Here is a 25,294-nt window from a genome sequence, read left to right as displayed (position 1 = left end):
CCCGTCATGCTAGGCCGAGATCACGCCGCGCGTCCAGTCAGCATTGATCCAACCAGGTTTGCCATTCTGTCTTGGCACGATCGGTATAGGCCTTGTACCGGTCCTTCCGGCCGCGCCGCCCGCCTTTCAGGCCGTCCACGGGGCGGAACAGGCCAAAGTTTACGTTCATCGGCTGAAACGTCTTGGCTTCGGCCCCGCCCGTAATGTGATGGATCAACGCACCCATTGCACTGTCTTTCGGCACTTCGGGCAAGTCACGCCCCAGTATTTCCGCGGCGGCCATGCGACCGGCAAGCAATCCCATAGCGGCGCTTTCAACATAGCCTTCGACGCCCGTAATCTGGCCGGCAAAGCGGATGTTGGGCTTGGATTTCAAGCGCATCTGTGCATCGAGCAGGGTGGGAGAGTTGATGAACGTGTTGCGGTGGATGCCGCCCAGCCGGGCAAAGCTGGCGTTTTCCAGGCCGGGGATCATGCGGAACACGTCGGTCTGGGCGCCGTATTTCATCTTGGTCTGAAACCCCACGATATTGAACAATGTGCCCAACGCGTTATCGCGCCGCAACTGAACCACGGCATGGGGTTTGACGTCAGGTGCATGGGGGTTTGTCAGCCCAACAGGCTTCATCGGACCATGGCGCAGTGTCTCGCGCCCGCGTTCGGCCATGACTTCAATGGGAAGGCAGCCATCAAAATAGCCTGCAGTCTCACCTTCGTGAAACTCGGTTTTGTCCGCTGCCAGAAGGGCGTCGATGAAAGCCTCGTATTGATCACGGTCCATCGGGCAGTTCAGGTAAGCCGTGCGTTCTTCCTCGGTCTCGCCTTTGTCATACCGGGATTGCATCCACGCTTTGCTCATGTCGATGCTGTCGGCATAGACAATGGGCGCGATTGCATCGAAGAACGCCAGCGCGTCCGATCCCGTTTCCGCCCGGATGGCTTCCCCCAATGCGGGTGAGGTCAACGGGCCGGTCGCAAATATCCAATGGCCGTCATCAGGCAGCGAGGTGACTTCCTGATCGGTGACGCTCACGCGTGGGTGGGCGCGCAGTTTTGCGGTGACCGTCTCGGCAAACGGGTCGCGATCCACGGCCAGAGCCCCCCCTGCAGGAAGCCTGTGCGCGTCGGCGGTTGTCATGATCAGCCCATTGGCTGCCCGCATTTCCCAGTGCAGCAGGCCGACGGCATTCTGTTCATCATCATCCGATCGGAACGAGTTCGAACACACCATTTCCGCCAGGTTTCCTGTCTGATGTGCGAAGGTGCCAACGTTGGGGCGCATTTCATGAATGACCACGTCAACGCCCATTTCAGCGGCTTGCCAGGCCGCTTCGGACCCGGCCATTCCACCGCCGACGATATGCAAAACTTGTGTCATGTGCAGCCACATAGGGCACCGCACACACAGGCGCAACTGCCGTATTGTACGTGACTGATTTGGTGGAGGGGTCTTGGGGTCGCCGCTGCGGGAATGTCAGCGCTGGTGAGAGAGACCAGCTGGAGGGACCTTCCGCCCACGGCGACCCAAAAGTGTCTTGAGGCCTTGGCCTCGACCCAGCTTTGCCACAGAGTTGCCCTTTTGGAAAGTGCAAAAATGAAAACAGTGGCAAAAAATGTTCAAAACAATTGCGTCATTGGGTCCAATTCGGGGGGCGCTTTTCAATAAAGGCGGAAATGCCTTCTTCCGTATCGCGGTACAACATATTCTGCGCCATTGCGTCTCCGGTATAGGCATAAGCTTGGTCCAAAGGCATTTGCAGCTGTTGATAGAACGCTTCTTTGCCGATCTTCACGGCGACGCCAAGCTTGGATGCGACCAGTTCCGCAAGCCCGTTGGCTTCTTGTTCCAGCAGCGCTTCTGGAACGACGCGATTTACCAGCCCCAATTCGGCGGCGCGCTCTGCTGAAATGAATTCGCCGGTGGTCAGCATTTCAAATGCCTGCTTTCTGGGGATGTTGCGGCTGAGAGCCACCATCGGCGTGGAACAGAACAGGCCGATATTGACCCCGTTGACGCCAAACCGTGTTCCTTCTGCGGCCACCGCCATATCGCAGGTCGCTACCAACTGACACCCGGCGGCAGTCGCAATGCCATGGACTTGCGCGATAACGGGTTGCGGCAGGGACTGGATCGACATCATCATCCGGGCGCAACGGGAAAAGAGATCTTGAAAGTAGGCCTTGCCACCATCTTCGGATTGGCGTCCGGCTGTCATCTGCTTCAGGTCATGCCCGGCGCAAAACGCCTTTCCCGCCCCCGACAGGACCACGGCCCGGATCGAGCCGTCGTCGCGCAGCGCATCAAGTTCGGCTTGCAGCGCAGCCAGCATCTCATCACTCAGTGCGTTCAGCCGGTCCGGGGCGTTCAGTGTCAGCCGTGCCACCGCGCCCGTGTCGTAACGTTCCAGAATTGCCATCTTGCCCTCCGTTCCCAAGTTGGGCCAACTCTAGGTCGGCAAGAGCAGGAGGGGAAGTATGGCTTTGGCAATGAATCGGGACGAACTGTCACAATACCTCAAAGAGGTGTTCCCGCAGGTGCACAAGGATTTCGTCGTTGAAGATTTGACCGAAGACTCGATCACCATGCGCCTTGTGGTTCAGGATCAACATCTGCGTCCCGGGGGCACGGTTTCCGGCCCGTCGATGTTCGGGCTTGCCGATGTCAGTGTCTATGCGATGGTTCTGGCACGGAAAGGGCGCCAGTCACTGGCTGTTACCACCAACAGTTCTTTTGATTTCCTGCGCAAGCCGGAAGGCGGCGCCGATATGATTGCGGCCTGTCGTTTGTTGAAGCTGGGAAAAACACTGGCCGTTGGGGATGTGCTTTTATACTCGGAAGGCAGTGATCTTCCGGTTGCACGGGCAACGATGACCTATTCCCTGCCGCCAGCAGGGTCCGCTGCCGCGAATTTCGGATAAAAAAGGCCGGGGACAGGCCCCGGCCCAGGAAAAGGTCCCAATAATTGGGACTGGGGATCAGTCAGGGCTGCCAGAAAAAGCGCTTTGTTTCCCGACCAGCCTGATGGCGGGTCAGCCCGACGTCCTGAAGCAGACGGTCATCCAGATAGCTCAGATTGACGCGACTGCGGCGACGGCGTTCCCATTGAGTGACCGCCGCCGCAAACCGCACGGCCAGAGCAGCGAGCAGAGGCAGCCGTGGGCTGTCGTTCAGCAGCAGAAGGGCGGGGGTGTGCATTGTGCGTGTCATCTCGGAATTCCTTTCAAATTGTATTGACACAAAACAGTATTGCTTGGTACATAAGTTTGATACATTTGAAATTGTGTCAAAGGCAAAGGAAGAATTGTAATGGATACAATTTGGCCAAGCGCGCTGCCAAAGTCCAAGGGGCCAAAGTATACTTTGGTTGCCGACACAATACGAAAAGCTATTGATAACAAAACTTTGGATATCGGCACCAAACTGCCACCGGTGCGGGAGCTGGCGTATCGATTGCAAATTACACCCGGCACTGTCGCGCGCGCCTATACGATTCTCACCGATGAGGGGTTGCTACAAGCCGAGGTCGGACGTGGTACATTCGTAGCCCCGCCAAAATCTCCGATTCTGGATGATGTCTGGTCCCGGCAGCTTCATCTGGCCGAGGCGCAGAACACCCACCATGTCAGCCTGTTCAGCCCCAGGCTGGTGGATATGGGGCAGGTGTCCTTGATCCGCGAGTGCTTGCAGAAAGTCTCTCAATCCGATCCTGCATTATTCATGAACTACCCCACACGCGATGCGTATCAGCCCATGCGACAGGCTGTGGTTGACTGGCTGTCGGATCTTCCGCTGGGCCCACTGAACGATGATGACATTGTCCTGACCCATGGGGGGCAGAATGGGCTATGCTTGGTGTTTCAAACCATCCTGCAAGGGCCCAAGCCGGTCGTTTTGGTTGAAGACCTGTCTTACGCCGGTTTCCGTCGTGCCGGAGAGTTGATGCGCGCCGAGGTGGTCGGAATTCGGATGGACAAATGGGGTATCGATCCCGAAGCAATGGAACATGTTCTGCGCCAAACCCCGGCGCAGGCGGTATGCGTGTCACCCGAAGTTCAAAACCCGACCGCAACACACACGCCTTTGGAAAGACGCAAAGAAATCGTTGAGATCGCACGGAAATTTGATGTCCAGATCGTTGAGGATGATTGCTATCGAATGGGGGACGCCAAAGAACCCAGCTTTCGCGCCCTTGCACCCGAGCGAGGGTGGCACGTGTCGTCCATTTCAAAGATACTCACACCGGCGCTGCGCGTGGGTTTCGCCATTGCTCCAAAGGATCGCAGTGTCGATCTGCGTCGATCTGCCGAATATGGGTATTTTGGCTTGGCTCAACCCCTGGCCGAACTCACGCGGTTGCTGCTGTCGGACCCGCGTACCCGCCAAATTGCCCAGGATGTGCGCAAGCGGATGGGTGACTATGTCCGGATTGCCGTCAATGCGCTGGGGGGGTTCGATCTGAACTGGGCTCCGGACGTGCCTTTCGTCTGGCTGAACCTGCCATCGGGGTGGCGCTCTGCCGCGTTCAGCCGCGCGGCCGAACGAGAAGGTATTCAACTCAGATCAGCGGATGAATTTGCCCTGCGCGATGGGCGCGCGCCGAATGCAGTACGCATCGCCATGAATGGTCACGTTTCTTTGGAACGGTTCGAAGACGCAATGCTGAGGCTGCGCGCGTTGCTGGACAATCCACCGGAACAGATCAGCGTCTAGCATTCAGGTCAGCGGGGGCGGATCGCCAAAAAATCCGGCTAGATGAGCGATCTTTCCATCTTCGTCCAATCGAATGAAATCATGCCCGGCCACCATGATTGCGCCGTCGGGCGCCACCATATGCCAAGTGAAATGAACGACATCGTGGTGCGAAACCGGACTGCTGGTGATTTCAACGCGCCCATTCGAGCTTTCAAGAATCTCTCCAATATGAGCATTCAAACGCTCACGCCCCGAAACATCAGCTGTTGGATCCACATATCGACCGTTTTCCGCAAAACAATGCGTCAAGAACTCAAACCGTTTTCCTGAGGACTTTTCCTGCCAGGCGGCACCGTAACTTTCAATTGTGTACATCAAATCCTGCATGCAACTCTCCGTGGCTGGACGCGATCAATTCCTATCTAGTGTATCAGAGTGTTGAAATTGGGAGAATTCCACATCAGAATTATGGGGTAAAATAATACCTATTTTGTAAGTTATTGTTTTAAATATATTTAATTAGCATTGGGTCGCTTGACGTGTCAATCGTAGGTGTCTAGATACGCATCCATCGAATTCGGGCCGCCTCGCTTGGGGCGGTCTTTCACATCAAACAGGACTATCCTGCCATGAAAACCTTTTCTGCAACACCTGCAGACATCGACAAGAAATGGATCCTGATCGACGCCGAGGGCGTTGTTCTGGGCCGTCTTGCCTCGATCGTCGCCATGCGTCTGCGTGGCAAGCACAAAGCGTCGTTCACCCCGAACATGGACATGGGCGACAACGTCATCGTGATCAACGCTGACAAGATCCAGATGACCGGCAAGAAGCGCGAAGAGAACTTCTACTGGCACACTGGCCACCCGGGCGGCATCAAGTCGCGCACCAAACAGCAGATTCTGGAAGGTGCACACCCCGAGCGCGTCGTCACCCAGGCGGTCAAGCGCATGCTGCCGGGCAACCGCCTGTCGCGCAAGCAGATGACCAACCTGCGCGTTTATGCCGGTGCCGAGCATCCCCACGAGGCGCAAGCGCCCGAAGTTCTGGACGTCAAGTCCATGAACAAGAAAAACACCCGGAGCTAATGACCGATGGCTGATCAGATCAATACTCTCGAAGAGCTGAGCGCCGTCGCAGGCGTTGAAACCGTGGCCGAAGAAGTCATCGTGCGTGAACCCGTACGTGACGAGCTGGGCCGTTCCTACGCCACCGGCAAGCGTAAAGACGCTGTTGCCCGCGTCTGGATCAAGCCGGGTTCCGGCAAGGTCACCGTGAACGGCAAGGATCAGGACGTCTATTTCGCACGTCCCGTTCTGCAACTGATCCTGCGCCAGCCGTTCCAGGTTGCTGGTGTCGAAGGCGAGTTCGACGTTGTCGCCACCGTCAAAGGTGGTGGCCTGACCGGTCAGGCCGGTGCGGTCAAGCACGGCATCTCGAAAGCGCTGCAACTGTACGATCCCAACCTGCGCGGCGCCCTGAAAGCCGCTGGCTTCCTGACCCGTGACAGCCGCGTTGTGGAACGTAAGAAATTCGGTAAGCGCAAAGCCCGCCGTTCGTTCCAGTTCTCCAAGCGTTAATTCGCCGGGAAAACCCAACAAAGAAAGGGCTCGCAATTGCGAGCCCTTTTGCATTGTTTTTGCGGGAAATCTTATTCTTCGTAAACCAGCTTCCACGCGCCGTTTTCAACGACGTTGACGAAAACCGTATCCGCCCCCTGGTGATCGTCCGGGCCATAGGAAATATGGTTGCCGACCAGATCATCCTGATAGTCCAGTGACTCCATCGCCTCGATAAAGCTGTCATGCGTCAGGTCAGGGCCTGCGGCCTCAAGCGCCTTGACCATCATTTCCGCAGCGGAATAGCCCAACATGGCAAATCCAACCGGATCTTCGCCTATTGCGGCCTTGTATTCTTCGATAAATGCCGCTGGGGCAGGTTGGTCCGCACGCGCCCAAAGATCCTGCCACGAAGCTGCTGCATAGAACCCGTCAGTCACCCCACCGGGAACCTGCGCCACGACAGTCAGGAAACTGGCCGAAGTGCCGAGGAACTTCATGTCCGTCAGGCCCATCTTCTTGGCGGTGCCTACTACGGTGATCGCCTGGCGCACGCCGAGCGCCATGGTGACGATATCGCAGCCCTCTTCCTTGAGCTTGCTGAGCGACCCGACAAAATCCGTCTCATCCGGTTTGTGGGTCGTTTCAGATCCAAAAGCGATCCCGGCTTCTTCGGCGCCGGCCTTGCTGCCTTCAAGAATTTCCTCACCGAAATCTGTCGGCAGATACATGGTGCAAACCGTCTTTGATCCAAATTCGCCGGCCAGATATTTCACACCGACACGCGCCTGATCATAGTAGGTCGAGAAAGACGTGAACTTGTTTCGCATCGGCTCTTGCAACATCTGACGCGCAGCGGTCAGAGGTGCCACGTTGGGAATGCCCTTGGGATCCAACAACTTGAACCCAGCCATGTTCATCGGCGTGCCAAGCGATTGCAGCATGGCGAACACCTTGTCGCGGTTCAGCAGCTTGTTGTAGCCCTGCATCGCACGCGGCATCTGGTATCCGTTGTCCTCGACCACATAGCGGATTTTGCGCCCGTGTATGCCACCGGCTTCGTTCACCCGGTCGAATACCACGTTGGCACCTTTGGTCGCCGGGACACCCACCGCGGCAAAGATGCCGCTCAGGTCGTTGACGGACCCGATGACAATCTCATCATCCGTCACGCCCTGCGTCTGAGCCCAACCGATGCTTGCCGAGGCGGTCAACGCCGTGGCGGTGGCCAGCCATTTGAATGACTTCTTCATCTTTCTCCTCCCGAAAACTCTTTGGCTAAGTGTACATGTCTTCAATCAGATGTCCGTGTTTCTTTTCGACCAGGCCGCGTTTCAGCTTCATTGTGGCGGTAAGCTCATCATCCTCGGCGGTCAGCAGAACGTCGATCAGGCGAAAATCCTTGATCTGCTCGACCCGTGCGAATTCCTTGTTCACCGCGGCCACTTCGGCGCCGATCAGCTCCTTGACTTCGGCCGCGGCGCAAAGCGAGGCAAAGTTCGAGAAAGGGATTTTCTGGTCTTGCGCATATTTTTCGACATTTTCCTGATCGATCATGATCAGCGCCGTGAGGTATTTGCGCCGGTCGCCGATGATCACCGCGTCCGAGATGTAATGGCTGAACTTCAGCCGGCTTTCGATTTCGGCCGGGGTTATGTTCTTGCCACCGGCGGTGATGATGATGTCTTTCAACCTGCCGGTGATGGTAACGTACCCGTCCTTGTCGATACGTCCCATATCGCCGGAGCGCAGCCAGCCATCGGCAGTAAAGCTTTCCGCCGTCTTTGCGTTGTTGCGCCAATAGCCCTGAAAGATGTTCATGCCTTTGAGTTGAATTTCACCTTCATCCGAGATGCGGATGTCGCACCCCGGGACGACCTTGCCGATGGTTCCGATCTTGTTGCTTTCCACGGTGTTGAGTGTGGCAAGGCCGGACGTTTCGGTCATGCCGAAGCCCTCGACGATCGGCACACCGATGGCCCAGTACCATTTCAACAAATCCGCCGAGATAGGCGCAGCACCCGTGCCACCCCGGCGCAGCTTGTCCAAGCCCAGCATCCGGCGCAGATTCTTCAGAACCAACTGATCCCAAAACCAGAACCGGGCCGCGATGGCGGCGGGAACGGGTTTTCCCGAACTCACGTACTCGGCCCGCCGTGCGCCGGCCTTCAGGGCAAGACCGTATGCCATTCGACCCAACGGCGTTGCATCCTGCGCCAGGATTTGCACATGCGCATAGATCTTTTCCCAAACTCTCGGCACCGCCGTGAAGGTCGAAGGCGAGACCTCTTGCAGATTTGCAAAGACCGTCTCGGGGCTTTCCGCGAAATTCACGGTGCAGCGGGCGGCCAGTGGGAAATAGACGGATACGTCGCGTTCCAAGATATGGCAGAGGGGCAGGAAACACAGTTGTTCGTCACTGGCCTGCGTCGGCAATGACCAGGCACCGGCCTCGATGCCGGCCAGGATGTTTTCATGGCTTAACATCGCACCCTTGGGCTGGCCGGTGGTGCCGGATGTATAAACCAGCAAGGCTGTATCCTGAGGTTTGGCCAATGCGATTTCGGCTTCGAACCGTCCCGGATCTTCCTGTTCGGCCTGCTGGCCCAAAGCGTAAAGATCGTCGATCATCATGCAGCGCGGATGGGTCAGGTCATGCAAGCCTTCGTCTTCCAGAATGATCACCTTGATCAGATCCGGAACTTGATTTTCGACTTCCAGAAACTTGTCCAGATGCTCTTCGTCCTCGACGATGAGGAACTTGCTGCCACTGTTGTTGACCAGATATTGCAGTTGATTGGCCGAATCCGTCGTGTAGACGCCAGAAGAAATACCCCCGACGCACTGAATACCCATATCGAACCACATCCATTCCTTGCGGCCCTCGGACAGGATCGAAACAACGTCGCCGCGTTCCAGGCCCAGCTTGCGCAGAGCAAGCCCGATCCACTTGGCGTGCTGCCAGTAGTCGGCCCAGGAATATGACTTCCAGATGCCCAAATCCTTTTCGCGATGGGCTGTACGATCCCCCAGTTCCGCGCAACGTTGTTGAAACAGCATGCTGATGGTGGTGCACCCATCCACGCGCAACGGGCGTTGTCCGGGGGTTGCATTCAGTTCAACGCCGTTGATCTTGACCTGCGAGGCGAGGGGCGTGGCATCCATCTTGCTTACCTCCACGTCTTCTTGCGTTTCCACCGGCGGCTTTCGCGTGCGCCTTCTTCCTGCACGCCAAGATAGAAGTTCTGGATGTCTTCGGATTTCAGCAACGTATCCGCAGCGCCGTCCATGACAATGCGGCCTACCTCCATCACGTATCCATGATGCGCCAGCCGCAACGCCGCATTGGCGTTCTGTTCGACCAGCAGCATCGTCATATGCTGTTCTTCGTTCAGACGTTTCAGAATGGCGAATATTTCCTGCACCAAAAGCGGTGACAGACCCAGCGACGGCTCATCCAGCAGCATGATGCGGGGACGGGCCATCAGCCCACGTCCGATTGCCAGCATTTGTTGCTGCCCGCCCGAAAGGGTGCCGGCCTCTTGCGTGTGACGATCTTTCAGAACGGGAAAGTAACTGAAAACAAGCTCGCGATCCTGGTCGATCTGCACTTTGTCCGTTCGGGTATACGCGCCGAGGCTCAGGTTTTCATCGACGGTGAGCAGAGGAAACACCTCGCGCCCTTCGGGTACATGCACGATCCCGCGCTGGACGACGGTATGCGGCTCGGCCCCCTGAATGTCGTCTCCATCAAAGGTGATCGTGCCTTTTTCCGGGTCCATCACCCCCGAGACGGTTTTCATCAACGTCGTCTTGCCGGCACCGTTTGCGCCAAGGATCGAGACTATCGTGCCTTCGTGAACGTCCAGCGAAACACCGCGAATGGCCATTATCGGGCCATAAAAGCTTTCGACATTTCGGATTTTCAGGATTGGCGCACTCATGAAGCCTTCCCGAGATAGGCTTCGATCACTGCCGGGTGCGATTGAACTTCGGCCGGGGTCCCAAGCGCCAGTTTTGCGCCGTCTGCCATGGCCAGAACCCGGTCAGACACGCCCGAGACCAGGCCCATGTCATGTTCTACCATCAAAACGGTGATGCCCATCTGCCGACGGATATCATCGATCCACCAACGCATGTCCGTTGTTTCTTCCACGGACAACCCCGAGGCCGGCTCATCCAGCAGCAAGAGTTTTGGGTCAGTTGCCAAAGCCCGTGCAACTTCGACCACTTTGCGCACGCCGTAGGGCAGCCCCGATATCATCTTGTCGCGATAGGCTTGCAGGTCGAGAAAGTCGATGATCCGTTCCACTTTCTCGCGGTTTGCCAGTTCCTGTCGCTTTGCCGACGGGGTGAAAAGAATCTCGGAAATCAAGTTTGTCCTGCGGTGGCGGTGGCGTCCGACCAGCAGGTTTTGCAGAACGGTTGCGTGTTCGAACAGCTCGATGTTCTGAAATGTCCGCGCCACGCCATAGGCGGCGACACCGGACGGTTTGACCCGAAGCAGATCATGACCGTCATACCGGATCGCCCCGTCAATAGGATCGTAGAACCGGGAAATCAGGTTGAAAACAGTGGACTTGCCCGCACCGTTTGGACCGACGATAGCAAAGATTTCACCTGCCCGAACGTCGAATGACAGGTCATCCACCGCCGTCAGGCCGCCGAACTTGAGGGTGACATTTTCGAACTCCAGCAAGCTCATCTCAGACGCTCCGTCTTGAGATAGGATTTCTGCCGTTTGAACATGTCTTTTCGATAGAAGGGGAACAGCTCGAACCACGTGCGGATTTTCAGCCAGCGGCCATAGATTCCCATGGGTTCGAACAGGATGAAAGCGATCAGGATCATGCCAAAGATGCCGAACTCCAACCCCGGAATGGCGACTGTATTGCCGCCGAACAGGGCGCCGGCATATTCTTTTGAGATTGACAGAAACTGCGGCAGGAACCCGATCACGATCGCGCCCAGAAAGGCGCCATGGATCGATCCCAGCCCACCGATGACGATCATCATAAGAAGTTGGATCGAGATCAGAACACTGAAGGTTTCGTTGTTGAACGCTCCGGCGAACAATCCCATCAGCGCCCCGGCCCAGCCCGTCACCGCGCAGGATAACGCGAATGAGATCATCTTTGTCCGCGCGATGTCGATGCCCATCGCCTGTGCCGAAACCTCAGAGTCGCGCACCGCGATGAAGCTGCGCCCCAACGGCGCGCGCAGCAGGTTGATATATCCCAGTGTGACCAGCACGGCGACGGTCAGGACCAGCCAGAAAAACTGATCGGGCGTTCCCCAGCGGTCCACCAGATGGCCGAAGATTTCGACCCCGCCGACATATTTGCCCGCAACGCCGCCAGTGATGGGTTCGGACAGAACGATGATGTCGTCCATCAGGATCGAAAGAGCCATGGTGAAGATGGCCAGATAGATGCCATGCAGGCGCAGGGCAGGGATCGCAACGGTCACGCCCGCGATCCCCGTCAGGATGCCGGCCAGCGGAAAAGCGAGAAGAAAGGGCACCCCGGCTTCAATCAGGGCAACGTTGGCATAGCAGCCAAAAGCCAGAAAGGCTGCGTGGCCCAGACTGACTTGACCTGTATGCCCGGTCAGGACCATCAGACCCAATCCGGCAATGGCCCAGATCAGCACGTTTGTCAGCTCGCCCAGATAAAACTCATCCAGCCACCAGGGGGCTGCGGCAACCACCGTCAGAAGGATCAGATACAGGACAAGCTGGTAACGGTCTTTCCACGGGCGGATATCCTGCATGTAGTCGGTTTTGAAGATGATCCGCATGGCTCAGACCTTTTTGACCCGAACCTGACTGAACAACCCGTTGGGGCGAAAGATCAGCACGGCAAGTAGCAGGGCGTATGGCGCGATCTGGCTGTAACCCGCCGCGATATAGCGGCTGGCGAAAGGCTCGATCACCCCGACGACAAGACCACCGGCCAGCGCCCCGGGCAGGCTTCCGAACCCGCCGATGACGGCGGCGGCAAATGCCTTGATGCCCAGCAATCCCGTTGTCGGATCCACGGCGCCCTTGGCGGCGAACAGAATGCCTGCAATCCCCGCCACGATCCCGGCCAGCGCCCAGATGAACCCCTGAACCCGCTTGACAGGCACGCCCATGTAATACGCCGCCAGCTGGTTTTGCGACGCCCCCTGCATCGCCAGCCCGAGCTTGGAACGGTTGAAAAAGACGTAAAGGCCCCATGTCAGCAGGATGGTGACGACGATCACGGCGACATCCTCCAGCCCCAGCACAAGGCCGCCAAAGCGCAGCTCTTTCCCCGCAAGCGGGTTTTGCAGCGTTTGCGGTTCGTGCCCCCAGATCAATCCGGCCACGAAACGGATCACGAAGCCCAGTGCGATGGTCAGGATAACGACGGCGGTCTGACTTTCGCCAAACAGGCGACGGATGATCAGGCGATCCAGAAGATATCCCAATGCCCCCATGATCCCCAGCGAGATCGGCAGGGCCAGCCAGAACGGCAGGCCCATATATTCGGTATTGGTCAGGCCGATGGTGACAAAGGCCCCCAGCATCATGAAATCGCCCTGCGCGAAATTTACCGCTTCGGTCGCCTTGTAGATCAGAACAAAGCCAAGCGCGATCAGGCCATAGACACACCCGTTTGCCAGTCCGCTGATCAGCAGCTGCGCGTTATCCAAACTGTCCTCCCTCGACCGGTTTGCCGGTGTCGCGTTCCGCCCGCGCGCATCCTCCGGTGACGCGGGTTTGTTCTACTATGGCGTTATTATCACCTTGCCGTCACTCTTTTTCAGCGCATCAGCCAGGTTTGGCACAAGATTTCTGAGTGTAAGGTGTTCAGAAACATCCGTTTTCCAGCGCCTGTCGGCAAACCGGGCCTGAACCTCGGCCACGACACGCATCTGATCGGCGGGCGGGGTCGACATCATCCAGCTTGTCAGCCAGAACCCTTCGATCCGCTTTCCCATGAAAATCAACTGCCCTGTCTGAGTCAGCGACGGCGCCTCGGTAGACAGCTTGCCATAACTGATCCAGCGCGCCCGGTTGGGCATGGCACAGAACAATTGTTCGGACAATTGGTCCGTCACGGCATCCAGAAACACGCGCGGTTTCAGCTGCGCGCTCAGATCCGCAAACTTTGCGACAATGTCTTCGTCGGTTGTCACAAGCACTTCGGCAGCGCCAAGGTCTTTCAACATCTCTGCGGTCTCGGCCCGACGCACCAAAGCGATCGGCTTCAAACCCAGATCCCGTCCAAGGCTGCACATCAGCTTGCCCAACTGGCTGGTCGCGGCCGATACGACAAAGGCATCGCCGTCGGCCTTGGCCATATCCACCATGGCCATCGCCGTCATTGGATTGACGATCTGGGCGGCCCCGTCATCGTCCGAGATATCAGGGCGCAGAGGGATGCACATCTGCATCTGCGTGACGACATATTCCGCCCAGGCCCCCGATCCGGCGGCGACGAACGCGACGCGTTGCCCTTGCAGGGCCTCGGCGCCCTTTCCTGCGGCCACGACGTCTCCGCATCCTTCAAATCCGGCGGGGAATCCCTTGACCCTTGGCTGCCCGTATTCACCTTTGATGAAATGCAGATCGGACGGATTGACCGAAGCCGCGCGCAAACGGATCAGCACCTGGCCCGGGCCGGGTTCCGGCGTGGGAACCTCGGCTTCTTCCAACCAGTCGGCGGCGTTTTCAATGGCTGGTCCGGTGGCCGTACTGGAATACCCGTCATGCTTAAGGATTGCGGCGAACATAGTCTGGGGCAGGTCGGTCATCGGTTGATCCTCGTATTTGGCTGAATCAAAGCGCGCCCCTTGTCCGAAAAGCCTCAGACCAGTCGCGCAGGGCGCGGGCTTTTTGTCAGACACAGCCAATCAAAAGCCGCGCAAGAGGTCAATTCAACGACACCGTAACGTAGGGGCAGCGCAGATGCGCCCCGGGGCAAAGGCCGACCCGTGGATCGGCCTTCAACACTTTACTGTTGGGTCAGCAGGTTGGTCAGTTCCTGAATTTTCTGAACGATCGTTTCAGGCGAATCCTTGATATCATTCACAATCTTGATCGCCTGATCTTTCAGATCGGTGGCCAGAGTGCTGTCCTGAAGAGATGTCATAATACCATCATAGTCGAAGTTGGTCGGGTCCAGCTTGCCTTCCTGAATCCATGAGTTCAGCAACTCCTGCCCTTGACCGGCCAGCGCGGCCACCTGATCGCTGGCCTCCTGAGCCGCATCAGAGGCCTGATCCGCCACCGATGACGCCGCTTCGCTTGCCTGATCTGCAACCGATGACGCCGCTTCTGTAGCTTGGTCCGTCAGCGACGAAGCTGCTTCGGCGGCTTGTTCGGTCGCTGCATCGACAGCGTCAGAGGCAGCGTCCTGTACAGATGAAGCTGCGTCTGTCACCGCTTCGGCGGCTTCTTCTGCCGCGGTTTCCAAACGTTCGGCGGGTGTGGGTTCGGGTTGATTCAGGTAATAGTATCCGCCGGCGCCAATTGCGGCGATGACGATGGCAAGAATAAGAGTACGCGACATGTGTGTCTCCTTTGGAAATTGTGTCGCCGGAATGCGCTAAAAATAACTCAGGTACAAAGGGGAATTCCCGATAATTCTCAGCAGAATAGAGTATAAGCCGGGCTATGCTCATTGTCCTTTGAAACGCGGCAAGAACACGCCGGCACAAAGATGTCGCGCCCTGTTTTGGCGGCGATCCGCCGGGAATGGCCCGCAGGCGCAACCAATTTTCGGGCGTTTCTAGTGGGCCAAAAGGCAGCATTGGGCCAGCATTGGAAAAGTGGCGGAGAGACAGGGATTCGAACCCTGGGTGGGCTTGCACCCACAACGGTTTTCGAGACCGCCCCGTTCGACCACTCCGGCACCTCTCCGCGGGGGTCTGTGAGGGGGGGATTTAGTGAGGAACGGGCAGGGGTGCAAGCAGAAAATTCGGGATTTGAAGAAACCCGGGATTTTCCGTTGCCTGCCAGCGCAAAACTCCTAGTCTGATATCCATGATACAGTTTGTACGCCGCTCCGCCTTTTGGTTTCTGGCCCCGCTCTTTGCGCTTGTTCTGATCCCCTTGGAACTTTCCGCCGCCAGCCGCGATCGGATAGAGGCCTTTCTGACCACAACCGGGTTTGACGTCGCCCTGGAAAGCATCGCGCTGAGCTCGAGGTCCGCCCCTCAGATGCTGGGGATTGATCCGGATGGCTTTGGATCGGATTGGACGCGTCTGGCAGACGAAGTCTTTGACGTCGGCGCCATGCACGAAACCGCAGTTTCCATCCTCGAACAAACCCTGAGTGATGAGGCCCTGACACACGCGGTTGACTTTTATGCATCGGATCTGGGGCAGCGCCTGGTTGAGGCCGAAAACGCCTCGCATATGCTCGAGGACGATGAGGCCAAGCAGCTGGAAGGCCAAAAAATCATTGCAGACCTGATCAAGGACGGATCGCAACGGGTCGAAAGTTTCAAACGTATGAACAAGGCGATCGATTCGACCGGTACCGCAGTGCGGGCCCTGCAAGAAATTCAGGTGCGTTTTCTTCTGGCAGCCAGCGCATCAGGTGTCATTGACCTGCAACTTGATGCGGATGAATTGCGTGCGCTGATGAAGCGGAACGAAGCCGGTATGCGCCAGTCGCTGCAACTGTCCAGCCTTGCGGGGGCAGCGTATACCTATCAGGACTTTTCCGATGCGGATGTCGACTCGTATGTCGAGGCGCTGGAACAACCCCTGATGCAGGAAGTGTATGAACTGCTGAACGCGATCCAATACGAAATCATGGCCATGCGGTTCGAAGTACTTGCGGCCCGAATGGCCGAACTGCATCCCGCGCAGGATATTTGATGCACCGCGTTTTTCTGGCGATTGCGTTTGTTCTGTGGGGCGCTCAATTGCTGGCCGATCAAAGGGTCGACCGGCTGGCGCAGGCCATGCATCTTTCGCATGTGATGGAAATTCTCGTACAGGAAGGTCAAGGGCACCGCGAGGAACTTGACGAAACGCTGTTGGACAATACCGGCGGCGCGTATTTTGAAGCGCAGGTCAAAGATATTTACGATCCGGTCTGGATGCAGAAATTCCTGACGGATGCCTTTGAGGCGGGTCTGTCCGTTGCGCAGCTTGATCAGGCGATCCTGTTTTTCGAAAGCGATCTTGGTCAGACGATCGTGTCGCTGGAAAACTCGGCCCGTCAGGCGATGTCGGACCCGGCCATTGAGGACATGGCCCGCGAAGCTTATGAGTCCGTTGAGCGCGACTCGACTCGTTTCGAGTTGGTCGATGAGTACATCCAGGCAAATGACCTTGTCGAAAAGAACGTTCATGGGGCGCTGAGTTCCGACTACAGCTTCTTTCAGGGTCTTGATGTCGACGCGCAAGGCGACGATCAGGAATTGCTGGCCGAACTTCTGTCACAGAAAGAAAGCCGCGCAGCGGAAACCGAGGCGTGGCTTTATTCCTTTCTTCTGATGGCCTATCGGCCGTTGGACGAGACCCAGATGCGTGAGAATATTGCGTTCTCCAGAACCGAAACCGGGCGCGCCCTGAACGAGGCGCTTTTCGACGGCTTTGACCGGATGTTCAACGATATCTCTTTCCGGTTGGGGCGGGCGGTCGCACAGACACTCAGGGCGTCTGATCTCTGACGACGCTTTGGTGTTGACTTTTCCCGGCGATCTATGGATAAGCGCGCATCCCGGCCGGTTTTCCGTGCCGGGTATCGTTATTATTTGACCCTTGGGATGTCCTGATGGTCATTCACACAGCCCGAAAAGGGCGCGCTGTTCGAGGTGGCTTTCAAGTGTCTTGGAGCCGGAAACTCCCGAAAGGGGACCACAGAACGCGGTTAGACAAAGGAAAGACGCATGTTTGCGGTCCTCAAGACTGGCGGCAAGCAGTACAAGGTTCAGGCGGGTGATATCCTCCGCGTTGAAAAGTTGGCTGCCGACGCAGGTGAAAAAGTTCAATTCAACGATGTTCTGATGCTGGGTGGCGACGCTCCGGTTGTTGGCGCACCGTTCATCGAAGGCGCAGGCGTTCAGGCCGAAGTTATCGAACAGATCAAAGGTGACAAGGTCATCAAGTTCGTCAAGCGTCGTCGTAAGCACAGCTCGAAGCGTACCGTTGGCCACCGTCAGAAGCTGACACTGGTCAAGATCACCGACATCCTGTCGTCGGGCGCTGACAAGTCGGGCATCAAGGCTGCAACCGGTTCGGCTCCGGCTGGCGAAGCGGCACCTGCTGCAAAGCCTGCCAAGAAAGCCGAAGCCAAGGCAGAGGCACCTGCCGCTGCTGCTGCGGACGATCTGACCAAGCTGAACGGCGTCGGCCCTGCCGCTGCCAAGAAGCTTGCCGAAGCCGGAATCGAGAGCTTTGCCGCTCTGGCCGCCTTGTCGGACGAGCAGATTGCTGCTATCGAAACGGTCAAAGTGAAACCCGAATGGGTTGAGCAGGCCAAAGAGCTGGCCAAAGGCTAAGGAGAGAGAGAATGGCACATAAAAAAGCTGGCGGTTCCTCCCGTAACGGCCGCGACTCAGCGGGTCGTCGCCTTGGCGTGAAACTGTATGGTGGTCAGGCCGCCATCGCAGGCAACATCATCGTGCGTCAGCGCGGCACCAAGTTCTGGCCGGGCGAAGGCGTAGGCATGGGCAAGGATCACACCATCTTTGCAACTACTGATGGCGCCGTGAAGTTCCACAAGGGGCTCAAAAACCGCACCTTCATTTCGGTCCTGCCAGTGGCGGAGGCCGCAGAGTAAGCCGAAACCCAGAAGGTTTAAGAAAAATTCATGGGGGACCGGCACAAAGTGCCGGTCCCTTTTTCGTTTTAACGCAGTCGTGATCAAACAAACCGATGACAGTTGCAACCACCAGTTTCCTGATCTTTGCCGCCAGCCAGGTCGGCACGCCGGGACCGGCCAACATGGTCCTGCTGGGTACTGGTGCGCGTTTTGGATTTCGCGCCGCGTTGCCTTTTGTCGGGGGTGTTATCCTTGGGAAGCAGTTGATCATTTGGCCGGTCGGCTTTGGATTGCTGCATCTCGCGGATCAGGCACCCGCGGTGTTTACGGTGCTTAAATACGCGTCAGCGGCCTATATTTTTTGGCTGGCGTGGAAGATCGCCAACACGCGTTTGTCGCGACAACAGGCTGAAGGGAACGCCCCCGGCTTTCTGGCCGGGCTGATTGTTCATCCGCTCAACCCCAAGGCCTGGGCCATGATCATTGCCGGGTTCACCGGGTTCGTGGCTGCGGGCACCCCCAGTTTCGAAGCGACGGTTACGATTGCTCTGTGTTTGTTGTTTTGCCAGGTGATCCTTCATCCGATCTGGACTTTTGCGGGCGATAGAATTGCCCATGCGGTTGAAGGACGACCCGTTGAAAAATATCTGATGTGGACGTTGGCAGGCCTTACGGTTGCGTCCGTACTTTTCGTGTTGTTCGGAGGAGGAACACACCCATGAAACTTGAAACAATAATAAATCAGCCGGTCATAGAAACCGAGCGGTTCGATCTGCGCCCTCTGCGTCGGTCGGATATGGGGCTGATCGAGCACTATGCCGGTGATGAGCGTGTGGCGCGCATGACGACGAGTATCGCGCATCCTTTGGCCCCCGGCTCGACCGAGGCCTTTGTGACGCGCTCAATGGCCGAGGACCGGGACGAGGACGTCTGGGTCATGGATGCCACCAAGGACGGCGGTCCGGAACTGATTGGTCTGATCACGCTTAAGCGGCTGGATCGGAACCAGTCCGAAGTGGGCTATTGGGTGGCGCCGATCTACTGGAACACCGGCATTGCGTCGATGGCTGTCGAAGCACTGGTAAATGCCAACCCGCTGAAAAACGCGACGATGTTTGCCAGCGTGTTTCAGGACAATCCGGCCTCGGCCCGGGTCCTGACTCATTGCGGGTTCCAGTATCTTGGCGATGCAGAAAGCTATTCGGTGGCGCGTGATGCGAATGTGCCCACCTGGACATACAGTAAAAAACTCTGACTTGTGGCCGATGGGGCCTTTGCAGTAGGGGACAGACCATGAAATTTCTCGATCTTGCAAAGGTCTACATCCGGTCCGGGGCCGGCGGTAGCGGCTGCGTCAGCTTCCGACGCGAAAAATACATCGAATACGGCGGCCCTGACGGTGGGGACGGCGGTAAGGGCGGGTCTGTCTGGGCCGAGGTCGTGGACGGGCTGAACACCCTGATCGACTTCCGGTTTCAGCAGCATTTCTTTGCCAAGAACGGCCAGCCGGGCAGGGGCCAGCAACGTACCGGCAAGGATGGCGATGACATTGTCCTGCGCGTGCCTGTCGGCACCGAGATCCTGGATGAGGATGAAGAAACCGTCATCTGCGATCTGACCGAGGTGGGGCAGCGCGTTCTACTTGCAAAAGGGGGCAATGGCGGTTTCGGCAATCTGCACTTCAAATCGGCCACCAACCAGGCCCCCCGGCGTGCAAATCCGGGGCAGGCTGGCATTGACCGCACGATCTGGCTGCGTCTGAAACTGATTGCCGATGTGGGTCTGCTGGGCATGCCAAATGCAGGCAAATCGACCTTTCTTGCAGCCACGTCAAACGCGCGGCCCAAGATCGCGGATTATCCGTTTACCACGCTGCACCCAAATCTGGGTGTCGTGGGGGTCGACAACGTGGAATTCGTGGTGGCCGACATCCCCGGCCTGATCGAAGGCGCGCATGAAGGACGCGGGATCGGAGACCGCTTTCTTGGTCATGTTGAGCGCTGCGCCGTGCTGCTGCATCTTGTCGATGGTACCTCGGAAACGGTTGCCGATGACTACCGCACGATTATCAACGAGCTTGAGGCCTATGGCGGCGAACTGGCCCAGAAACCCCGGATCACCGTCCTGAACAAGGTCGATGCGCTGGATGACGAAGAACGTGATTTGGCCAAAGCCGAGCTTGAAGAGGCCGTTGGCGGCCCGGTGATGATGATGTCCGGTGTTGCTCATCAAGGTGTAACCGAGGTTTTGCGCGCGCTGCGCGGCCAGATCGATGACAGTCGTGTGCGTCAGAAACCCGCTGAGGAGGCGCAGCCTTGGCAACCCTGACTTCAGCGCGCCGATTGGTTGTCAAAATCGGGTCGGCTTTGCTGGTTGATCGCGAAACCGGCCTGTTGCGCAAGGAATGGTTGTTTTCGTTGGCGCAGGATGTCGCATGGCTCAAGGGGCAGGGGACAGATGTAATCCTCGTCTCGTCCGGGTCGATTGCACTGGGCCGCGGCGTTTTGGGTCTGCCCATGGCGACATTGCCGTTGGAAAAGTCGCAAGCTGCGGCCGCCGTCGGGCAAATTCGTCTGGCGCGCGCATATGAAGAGGCGTTGACACCTCATGGGATCACCACGGCGCAGGTTTTGGTGACATTGGAGGACAGCGAGGATCGCCGCCGCTATTTGAATTCACGCGCGACCCTGGAAACTCTGCTGGGTTTGGGTGTCGTGCCGATCGTCAACGAAAACGATACCGTGGCAACGGATGAGATCCGGTATGGCGACAATGATCGTCTGGCCGCGCAAATTGCCGTGACCGTGGGGGCGGATCAGTTGATCCTGCTGTCGGATGTCGATGGCTTCTATTCGGGCAACCCCAACGAGGACGCCTCGGCCACGCGTTTCGAAACGATCGACAAGATCACGCCCGAGATCGAAGCCATGGCGGGCGATGCGGGCTCTGGCCTGTCTAAGGGCGGAATGAAGACAAAGCTGCTGGCCGCCAAGATGGCCACCGCGGGCGGATGTGCGATGGCGATCACGGAAGGATCGGTTCTGAACCCTTTGCAAACGCTGGAAAATGGAGCGAATTCGACGTGGTTTACCGCAACGCTGGATCCGCATGCTGCGCGCAAACGTTGGATTTCAGCCATGAAGCCGCGTGGCGAAATCACCATCGATGAAGGGGCTGCCAACGCGCTGGCAAATGGCAAAAGCCTGTTGCCCGCGGGTATTGTCGAAGTGACCGGCGATTTCGGGCGCGGCGACCCCGTTGCGATCCTTGACCCCAAGGCCCGCCGGCTGGCGCAGGGGATCAGCCGTTACACCGCGCAGGAGGCTGACGCGATCAAGGGGCGCAAGTCGTCCGAGATCGAGGCGACACTTGGATATCCCGGTCGTGCGGCTTTGATTCACCGGGATGATCTGGCCCTGTAAATACTGAAAAGACGACCTGAAAGGCACGCGACATGAAAGATTTCGACAGCATTCCCGCTCTGATGGCTGATCTTGGGAAACGTGCCAAAGCGGCATCGCGCGATCTGGCTTTTGCAAACCCAGAACGCAAACATGCCGCCCTGATTGCAGCGGCCGACGCGGTTTGGGCCAATCGGGCGCAGATCATCGAAGCCAACCGGAAGGATCTGGAGTTCGGCCGAGAGAAAGGTCTGAGCCCGGCGATGATGGATCGGCTGATGCTGGATGAGGCGCGTGTTCAGGGCATGGTCGATGGTCTGCGCGCAGTGGCTGATCAGACCGATCCGGTGGGCGAAGTGCTGGCCGAATGGGACCGCCCGACAGGATTGAAAATCCAACGCGTACGCACCCCGCTGGGTGTGATCGGCGTGATCTATGAAAGCCGCCCCAATGTCACGGCCGACGCAGGTGCGCTGTGTCTGAAATCCGGAAATGCGGTCATTCTGCGCGGCGGCTCCGAGAGCTTTCATTCTTCGACAGCGATTCATGCCTGCCTGGTCGAGGGGCTGAAGGCCGCCGATCTGCCGGAAGATGCGATTCAACTGGTGCCGACACGTGACCGTGCGGCGGTTCAGGAATTGCTGACCATGACCGACTATGTCGACGTCATCGTTCCGCGCGGCGGCAAGGGGTTGGTCGGGCTGGTCCAGCGTGAGGCCCGTGTGCCTGTTTTTGCCCATCTTGAAGGCATCGTGCACATCTATGTCGACAAGGCCGCTGATCCGCAGAAAACGCTGGACGTGGTGTTGAACGCCAAGACACGCCGTACCGGGATCTGCGGCGCTGCCGAATGCCTGCTGATCCATCAGGACATCGCCGAAACGCTGGGGCGTGACGTGATTGCCGCGTTGCTGAAAGCAGGGGTCGAGGTTCACGCCGAAGGCGCACTTGCGGTCGAGGGTACAATTCCCGCGACGGCGGAGGATTGGGGAAAAGAGTTTCTGGACAGCGTGATCGCGGCCAAGCCCGTCGCCGATATCGATGCTGCCATTGCGCATATCCAGCATTACGGGTCGAACCATACAGATTGTATCATGACCGAGGATGACACGGCCGTGGCCCGTTTCTTTGAGCGTTTGGATAGCGCGATCCTTATGCACAACGCTTCGACTCAGTTCGCCGATGGTGGTGAATTCGGGATGGGCGCCGAGATCGGTATCGCCACGGGCAAAATGCATGCCCGCGGCCCGGTGGGGGCCGCACAGTTGACCAGTTTCAAATATCTGGTGCGCGGGAACGGAACAATTCGGAATTAAAAACGCAGCACAAGGCGGGTCGCGGCGGTTTCCACGGAAACGCGTCGACCCATCGCATTTGCCGTTTCCGGCAGCAGAGCGAACTGGACCTGCGCGGGGGTAATCTTGTTGGGAAACCGGCCGGTTGCAACGTGTTTCCATAAGGTATCGTCTACGTTCAACTTGTCGGCAGTTCCGGTCACTGTCCAATTGGTGCCTTGGTTCTCGATCTCAACCTCTCCGCCCATCGGCATGGCACTTTCGCAGCACATGAGCGCAAGGAACGCCAGCTTGATTTGGTTGCGCGGCATGGGCTCGGTCATAAACCAGTTTACCCGCACCCGTCCGGTGCGTTCGATGTCCTTGAGCAGTTCGGCCACTTCGGCCCGGCCCAGCGGCTGTTCTCCTGCTGATCCGAAGGCAACCCGAAAAAACCGGATACGCGCGCCCGCACTGCCGACGCTGCCCGAGATCAACTCCATCTCGGGGCCCTGGACAGCGCCAACCATGTCCAACAGTTCCAGCCCGTTGGTGATTGCCCCGATCGGGCTGATCAGATCGTGGCAGATCCGTGAGCCGATCAATTCAGCCAGGTTGACGTTCGTGTTGCCCATGCGTACCTCCTGCGGTATCTGCCGCTGGAACCGGAAGCCCCAAATGACAGACATGAATGCTATTCTTGCACCGGGCATGTTTGTTCGCCACCCGGATTTCCCCGAATGGGGTGTCGGACAGGTTCAGTCCAACATCGCAGGCAAGATCACCGTTAACTTTCGCGAGCAGGGGAAAGTGGTAATCGACGGAACACGCATCGCCCTGATGCCGGTCTTTGATCCGTGAAACTGGTTTAAGAAGAGTTAACGGAAAAGACCAGATCTCCACTTGTTGCCTTCCCCCGAAGAACTGAGGTATCAGCCGCGTTGATAAAACAGGATTGATAAATCTGACATGCCGGACGCTGGCCTCTCGTTCACGATCAAACTGGCGGAAACCCAGGACGAACTGCGCGCAGCGCAGCGGTTGCGTTATGACGTATTTGTGCGCGAACTCGGCGGCGGAGGGGCGCTGGTCGATCATGTGGCCGGGCTGGAACGGGACCGGTTTGATCCTTATTTCGATCACATGCTGGCCATTGATGATGCGACCGGAGAAGTTGTCGGCGTTTACAGGCTGTTACCGGGTGATCGCGCCGCTGAATTGGGGCAGTTTTATTCCGAAGACGAATACGATCTGAGCGTTCTCAAGCAAAGTGGCCGTAAGTTGCTAGAACTGGGCCGGTCGTGCCTGCACAGGGACTACCGGGGCGGTACGGCCATGTATCATCTCTGGAATGGTCTCTCTCGCTATGTGGCCGAACGCCAGATCGAAGTTCTGTTTGGCGTCGCCAGCTTTCACGGCACGGATGTTCAGGAACTGGCCCAGCCGCTGTCGATGCTGCATCACAATCATCTGGCGCCGGCAGACCTGCGGGTGCGCGCCCAGCCGAGCGTGTTTCAGACCATGGATCTTGTCGCACCGGACGCGCTGGATCGTCGCCGTGCCATGGTACAGGTTCCGGCCCTGATCAAAGCCTATCTGAGGCTTGGCGGGTTTGTGGGTGAGGGGGCGTTCATCGATCATTCCTTCAACACCACCGATGTGTGCCTGATCCTGGATACGAGCCGTATGAACGAGCGGCAGAAGCGCATCTATGGCGGGGCTTGATCCGGTGAATGATCCGCTTTGGAACAGTGAGGATGCACCGGATCCGATCGAACTGGGTTTTGTCGGCTGGATTCTGGTGATCCTGAGGGGTTTGCCCTTGGCCATCCTTGTGTTCGGTGGGCTCCTTGTTCTGTTGACCATTCGACTGATCGAGTTGCCACTTTGTGGTGTTCGTCGCCCCGTTACACCGTTCATCAGCCAGTTCGTGTGCCGAAACGCGTTCCGAATCCTGGGAATCGGATTTCGCTGCTCGGGCGCGTTGATGAAGGAACACGGTGCCGTTGTCGCCAATCACACATCCTGGCTGGATATCTTTGCCCTGAACGCCCGCAAAAGGGTCTACTTCGTGTCCAAGGCAGAAGTTGCGAACTGGCCGGGTATCGGATGGTTGGCACGGGCCACCGGGACCGTATTCATCGAAAGGGATCGCAAAAAGGCGCGCGAGCAGACGGCGATCTTCGAAGAACGCCTGAAGGCCGGACATAAGCTGTTGTTTTTCCCCGAGGGTACCTCGACCGACGGATTGCGTGTTTTGCCATTTAAAACAACGCTCTTTGCCGCTTTCTTCGCAGACGAGCTGCGGGATTTCATGTATGTTCAACCGGTCTCGGTGGTGTTTCACGCGCCGAAAGGTCAGCCTGACCGGTTCTATGGCTGGTGGGGCGATATGGATTTCGCGCCCCATCTGCTCAAGACATTGGGCGCGCGCAGGCAGGGGTCCGTTGAGCTGATCTATCACGCTCCCGCCCGGGTCAGGGATTTCGCCAACCGCAAGGAACTGGCGGCCCATTGCGAGGCGGCAGTGCGCCACGCGCATGCATTGGCGCGGCTTGAAAAATAAGGCTTTGACCCTTGCGCTGCCTTCAAACCTGCCGTATACGCGCGCCATTCA

29 protein-coding genes and 1 tRNA gene are annotated in these 25,294 nt (G+C 57.7%); 16 read left to right on the top strand and 14 right to left on the bottom strand.

The features are described from left to right. Positions 1-37: 37 nt before the first annotated feature. Positions 38-1,378, bottom strand: coding sequence for a methylenetetrahydrofolate--tRNA-(uracil(54)-C(5))-methyltransferase (FADH(2)-oxidizing) TrmFO (gene trmFO / locus GOW31_RS04655; protein ID WP_171168215.1), 1,341 nt, complete (start codon positions 1,376-1,378; stop codon positions 38-40). 253 nt (positions 1,379-1,631) lie between these two features. Beyond that, the gene (locus GOW31_RS04650; protein WP_171168213.1) at positions 1,632-2,417 is read right to left on the bottom strand and encodes an enoyl-CoA hydratase; all 786 of its coding nucleotides are present in this window, start codon (positions 2,415-2,417) and stop codon (positions 1,632-1,634) included. A gap of 58 nt (positions 2,418-2,475) precedes the next feature. On the opposite strand from GOW31_RS04650, the gene GOW31_RS04645 reads away from it, so the two are divergent. Continuing rightward, complete coding sequence (locus GOW31_RS04645) at positions 2,476-2,919, top strand: PaaI family thioesterase (RefSeq protein ID WP_171115971.1); 444 nt, start codon at positions 2,476-2,478, stop codon at positions 2,917-2,919. A gap of 61 nt (positions 2,920-2,980) precedes the next feature. Here the strand turns inward: GOW31_RS04645 and GOW31_RS04640 are convergent, their stop codons facing one another. Continuing rightward, complete coding sequence (locus GOW31_RS04640; protein WP_152457947.1) at positions 2,981-3,208, bottom strand: DUF1127 domain-containing protein; 228 nt, start codon at positions 3,206-3,208, stop codon at positions 2,981-2,983. Positions 3,209-3,307: 99 nt separating this feature from the next. Here GOW31_RS04640 and GOW31_RS04635 point away from each other — a divergent pair, with 99 nt between their 5' ends. Beyond that, entirely contained in the window at positions 3,308-4,711 is a 1,404-nt protein-coding gene (locus GOW31_RS04635) for a PLP-dependent aminotransferase family protein (protein WP_171168210.1), read from the top strand. A 3-nt stretch (positions 4,712-4,714) separates the two neighbouring features. Here GOW31_RS04635 and GOW31_RS04630 read toward each other — a convergent pair whose 3' ends face one another. After that, the gene (locus tag GOW31_RS04630; RefSeq protein WP_171168208.1) at positions 4,715-5,080 is read right to left on the bottom strand and encodes a nuclear transport factor 2 family protein; all 366 of its coding nucleotides are present in this window, start codon (positions 5,078-5,080) and stop codon (positions 4,715-4,717) included. Between the two features lie 242 nt (positions 5,081-5,322). On the opposite strand from GOW31_RS04630, the gene rplM reads away from it, so the two are divergent. Then, positions 5,323-5,781, top strand: coding sequence for a 50S ribosomal protein L13 (gene rplM / locus GOW31_RS04625; protein WP_152457950.1), 459 nt, complete (start codon positions 5,323-5,325; stop codon positions 5,779-5,781). Positions 5,782-5,787: 6 nt separating this feature from the next. Continuing rightward, positions 5,788-6,273 carry a 30S ribosomal protein S9 gene (gene rpsI / locus GOW31_RS04620; protein ID WP_152457951.1) on the top strand — a complete coding sequence of 162 codons (486 nt, stop codon included), beginning with the start codon at positions 5,788-5,790 and terminating at the stop codon, positions 6,271-6,273. A gap of 71 nt (positions 6,274-6,344) precedes the next feature. Here rpsI and GOW31_RS04615 read toward each other — a convergent pair whose 3' ends face one another. The 9 genes from GOW31_RS04615 to GOW31_RS04575 all read right to left on the bottom strand — a co-directional run bounded on the left by GOW31_RS04615 (position 6,345) and on the right by GOW31_RS04575 (position 15,142). Next, positions 6,345-7,505 (bottom strand): ABC transporter substrate-binding protein, encoded by a 1,161-nt coding sequence (locus GOW31_RS04615; protein WP_171168205.1) that lies wholly within the window; start codon positions 7,503-7,505, stop codon positions 6,345-6,347. 25 nt (positions 7,506-7,530) lie between these two features. Then, complete coding sequence (locus tag GOW31_RS04610) at positions 7,531-9,417, bottom strand: long-chain fatty acid--CoA ligase (RefSeq protein ID WP_171168203.1); 1,887 nt, start codon at positions 9,415-9,417, stop codon at positions 7,531-7,533. A gap of 5 nt (positions 9,418-9,422) precedes the next feature. Then, entirely contained in the window at positions 9,423-10,196 is a 774-nt protein-coding gene (locus GOW31_RS04605) for an ABC transporter ATP-binding protein (protein ID WP_171115958.1), read from the bottom strand. Continuing rightward, on the bottom strand, positions 10,193-10,957 hold the full coding sequence (locus tag GOW31_RS04600; protein WP_171168201.1) for an ABC transporter ATP-binding protein: 765 nt from the start codon (positions 10,955-10,957) through the stop codon (positions 10,193-10,195). Before GOW31_RS04600 ends, GOW31_RS04605 begins: the two co-directional genes overlap by 4 nt. Then, on the bottom strand, positions 10,954-12,051 hold the full coding sequence (locus GOW31_RS04595; protein WP_152457956.1) for a branched-chain amino acid ABC transporter permease: 1,098 nt from the start codon (positions 12,049-12,051) through the stop codon (positions 10,954-10,956). The genes GOW31_RS04600 and GOW31_RS04595 overlap by 4 nt, the downstream gene beginning before the upstream one ends. A 3-nt stretch (positions 12,052-12,054) precedes the next feature. Beyond that, entirely contained in the window at positions 12,055-12,930 is an 876-nt protein-coding gene (locus GOW31_RS04590; RefSeq protein ID WP_171168199.1) for a branched-chain amino acid ABC transporter permease, read from the bottom strand. Positions 12,931-13,005: 75 nt separating this feature from the next. Continuing rightward, positions 13,006-14,034, bottom strand: a complete 1,029-nt coding sequence (locus GOW31_RS04585) for a zinc-binding dehydrogenase (protein ID WP_171168197.1) — start codon at positions 14,032-14,034, stop codon at positions 13,006-13,008. A gap of 200 nt (positions 14,035-14,234) precedes the next feature. Then, positions 14,235-14,792, bottom strand: coding sequence for a hypothetical protein (locus GOW31_RS04580; protein WP_152457959.1), 558 nt, complete (start codon positions 14,790-14,792; stop codon positions 14,235-14,237). A gap of 260 nt (positions 14,793-15,052) precedes the next feature. After that, a tRNA-Ser gene (locus tag GOW31_RS04575) sits at positions 15,053-15,142 on the bottom strand. 123 nt (positions 15,143-15,265) lie between these two features. Here GOW31_RS04575 and GOW31_RS04570 point away from each other — a divergent pair. The 9 genes from GOW31_RS04570 to GOW31_RS04530 all read left to right on the top strand — a co-directional run bounded on the left by GOW31_RS04570 (position 15,266) and on the right by GOW31_RS04530 (position 22,719). After that, positions 15,266-16,108 carry a DUF2059 domain-containing protein gene (locus GOW31_RS04570; RefSeq protein ID WP_171168195.1) on the top strand — a complete coding sequence of 281 codons (843 nt, stop codon included), beginning with the start codon at positions 15,266-15,268 and terminating at the stop codon, positions 16,106-16,108. Next, a complete protein-coding gene (locus GOW31_RS04565; protein WP_171168193.1) occupies positions 16,108-16,908 on the top strand; it encodes a DUF2059 domain-containing protein in 801 nt (266 codons plus the stop codon). The genes GOW31_RS04570 and GOW31_RS04565 overlap by 1 nt, the downstream gene beginning before the upstream one ends. A 219-nt stretch (positions 16,909-17,127) precedes the next feature. Then, positions 17,128-17,739: a 50S ribosomal protein L21 gene (locus GOW31_RS04560; protein ID WP_152457962.1), complete on the top strand. Its 612-nt coding sequence runs from the start codon at positions 17,128-17,130 to the stop codon at positions 17,737-17,739. 11 nt (positions 17,740-17,750) lie between these two features. Further along, on the top strand, positions 17,751-18,020 hold the full coding sequence (rpmA, locus tag GOW31_RS04555; RefSeq protein WP_039535512.1) for a 50S ribosomal protein L27: 270 nt from the start codon (positions 17,751-17,753) through the stop codon (positions 18,018-18,020). A gap of 95 nt (positions 18,021-18,115) precedes the next feature. Next, entirely contained in the window at positions 18,116-18,724 is a 609-nt protein-coding gene (locus tag GOW31_RS04550) for a LysE family translocator (RefSeq protein WP_152457963.1), read from the top strand. After that, positions 18,721-19,257, top strand: a complete 537-nt coding sequence (locus GOW31_RS04545; protein WP_152457964.1) for a GNAT family N-acetyltransferase — start codon at positions 18,721-18,723, stop codon at positions 19,255-19,257. The genes GOW31_RS04550 and GOW31_RS04545 overlap by 4 nt, the downstream gene beginning before the upstream one ends. 38 nt (positions 19,258-19,295) lie before the next feature. Next, a complete protein-coding gene (obgE, locus tag GOW31_RS04540) occupies positions 19,296-20,330 on the top strand; it encodes a GTPase ObgE (protein WP_171168191.1) in 1,035 nt (344 codons plus the stop codon). Further along, the gene (gene proB / locus GOW31_RS04535) at positions 20,318-21,424 is read left to right on the top strand and encodes a glutamate 5-kinase (RefSeq protein ID WP_171168189.1); all 1,107 of its coding nucleotides are present in this window, start codon (positions 20,318-20,320) and stop codon (positions 21,422-21,424) included. Before obgE ends, proB begins: the two co-directional genes overlap by 13 nt. A 32-nt stretch (positions 21,425-21,456) precedes the next feature. After that, positions 21,457-22,719, top strand: a complete 1,263-nt coding sequence (locus GOW31_RS04530; RefSeq protein WP_171168187.1) for a glutamate-5-semialdehyde dehydrogenase — start codon at positions 21,457-21,459, stop codon at positions 22,717-22,719. Here GOW31_RS04530 and GOW31_RS04525 read toward each other — a convergent pair. Beyond that, complete coding sequence (locus tag GOW31_RS04525; RefSeq protein WP_171168185.1) at positions 22,716-23,312, bottom strand: histidine phosphotransferase family protein; 597 nt, start codon at positions 23,310-23,312, stop codon at positions 22,716-22,718. The genes GOW31_RS04530 and GOW31_RS04525 overlap by 4 nt on opposite strands. 43 nt (positions 23,313-23,355) lie before the next feature. Between GOW31_RS04525 and GOW31_RS04520 the strand changes: the two genes are divergently transcribed. From GOW31_RS04520 to GOW31_RS04510, 3 genes are all read left to right on the top strand, one after another. Continuing rightward, positions 23,356-23,538 carry a DUF3553 domain-containing protein gene (locus tag GOW31_RS04520; protein WP_050602459.1) on the top strand — a complete coding sequence of 61 codons (183 nt, stop codon included), beginning with the start codon at positions 23,356-23,358 and terminating at the stop codon, positions 23,536-23,538. 108 nt (positions 23,539-23,646) lie between these two features. Continuing rightward, positions 23,647-24,402 carry a GNAT family N-acetyltransferase gene (locus GOW31_RS04515; RefSeq protein ID WP_171168182.1) on the top strand — a complete coding sequence of 252 codons (756 nt, stop codon included), beginning with the start codon at positions 23,647-23,649 and terminating at the stop codon, positions 24,400-24,402. Then, entirely contained in the window at positions 24,389-25,243 is an 855-nt protein-coding gene (locus GOW31_RS04510) for a 1-acyl-sn-glycerol-3-phosphate acyltransferase (RefSeq protein ID WP_171168180.1), read from the top strand. Before GOW31_RS04515 ends, GOW31_RS04510 begins: the two co-directional genes overlap by 14 nt. Positions 25,244-25,294: the final 51 nt, after the last annotated feature.

Source organism: Ruegeria sp. HKCCA0370 (assembly GCF_013033705.1).
In the GTDB taxonomy this organism is placed as follows: domain Bacteria; phylum Pseudomonadota; class Alphaproteobacteria; order Rhodobacterales; family Rhodobacteraceae; genus Ruegeria.
The sequence above is the reverse complement of the archived record's forward strand: the minus strand, read 5'-3'. Positions and strand labels throughout refer to the sequence as shown.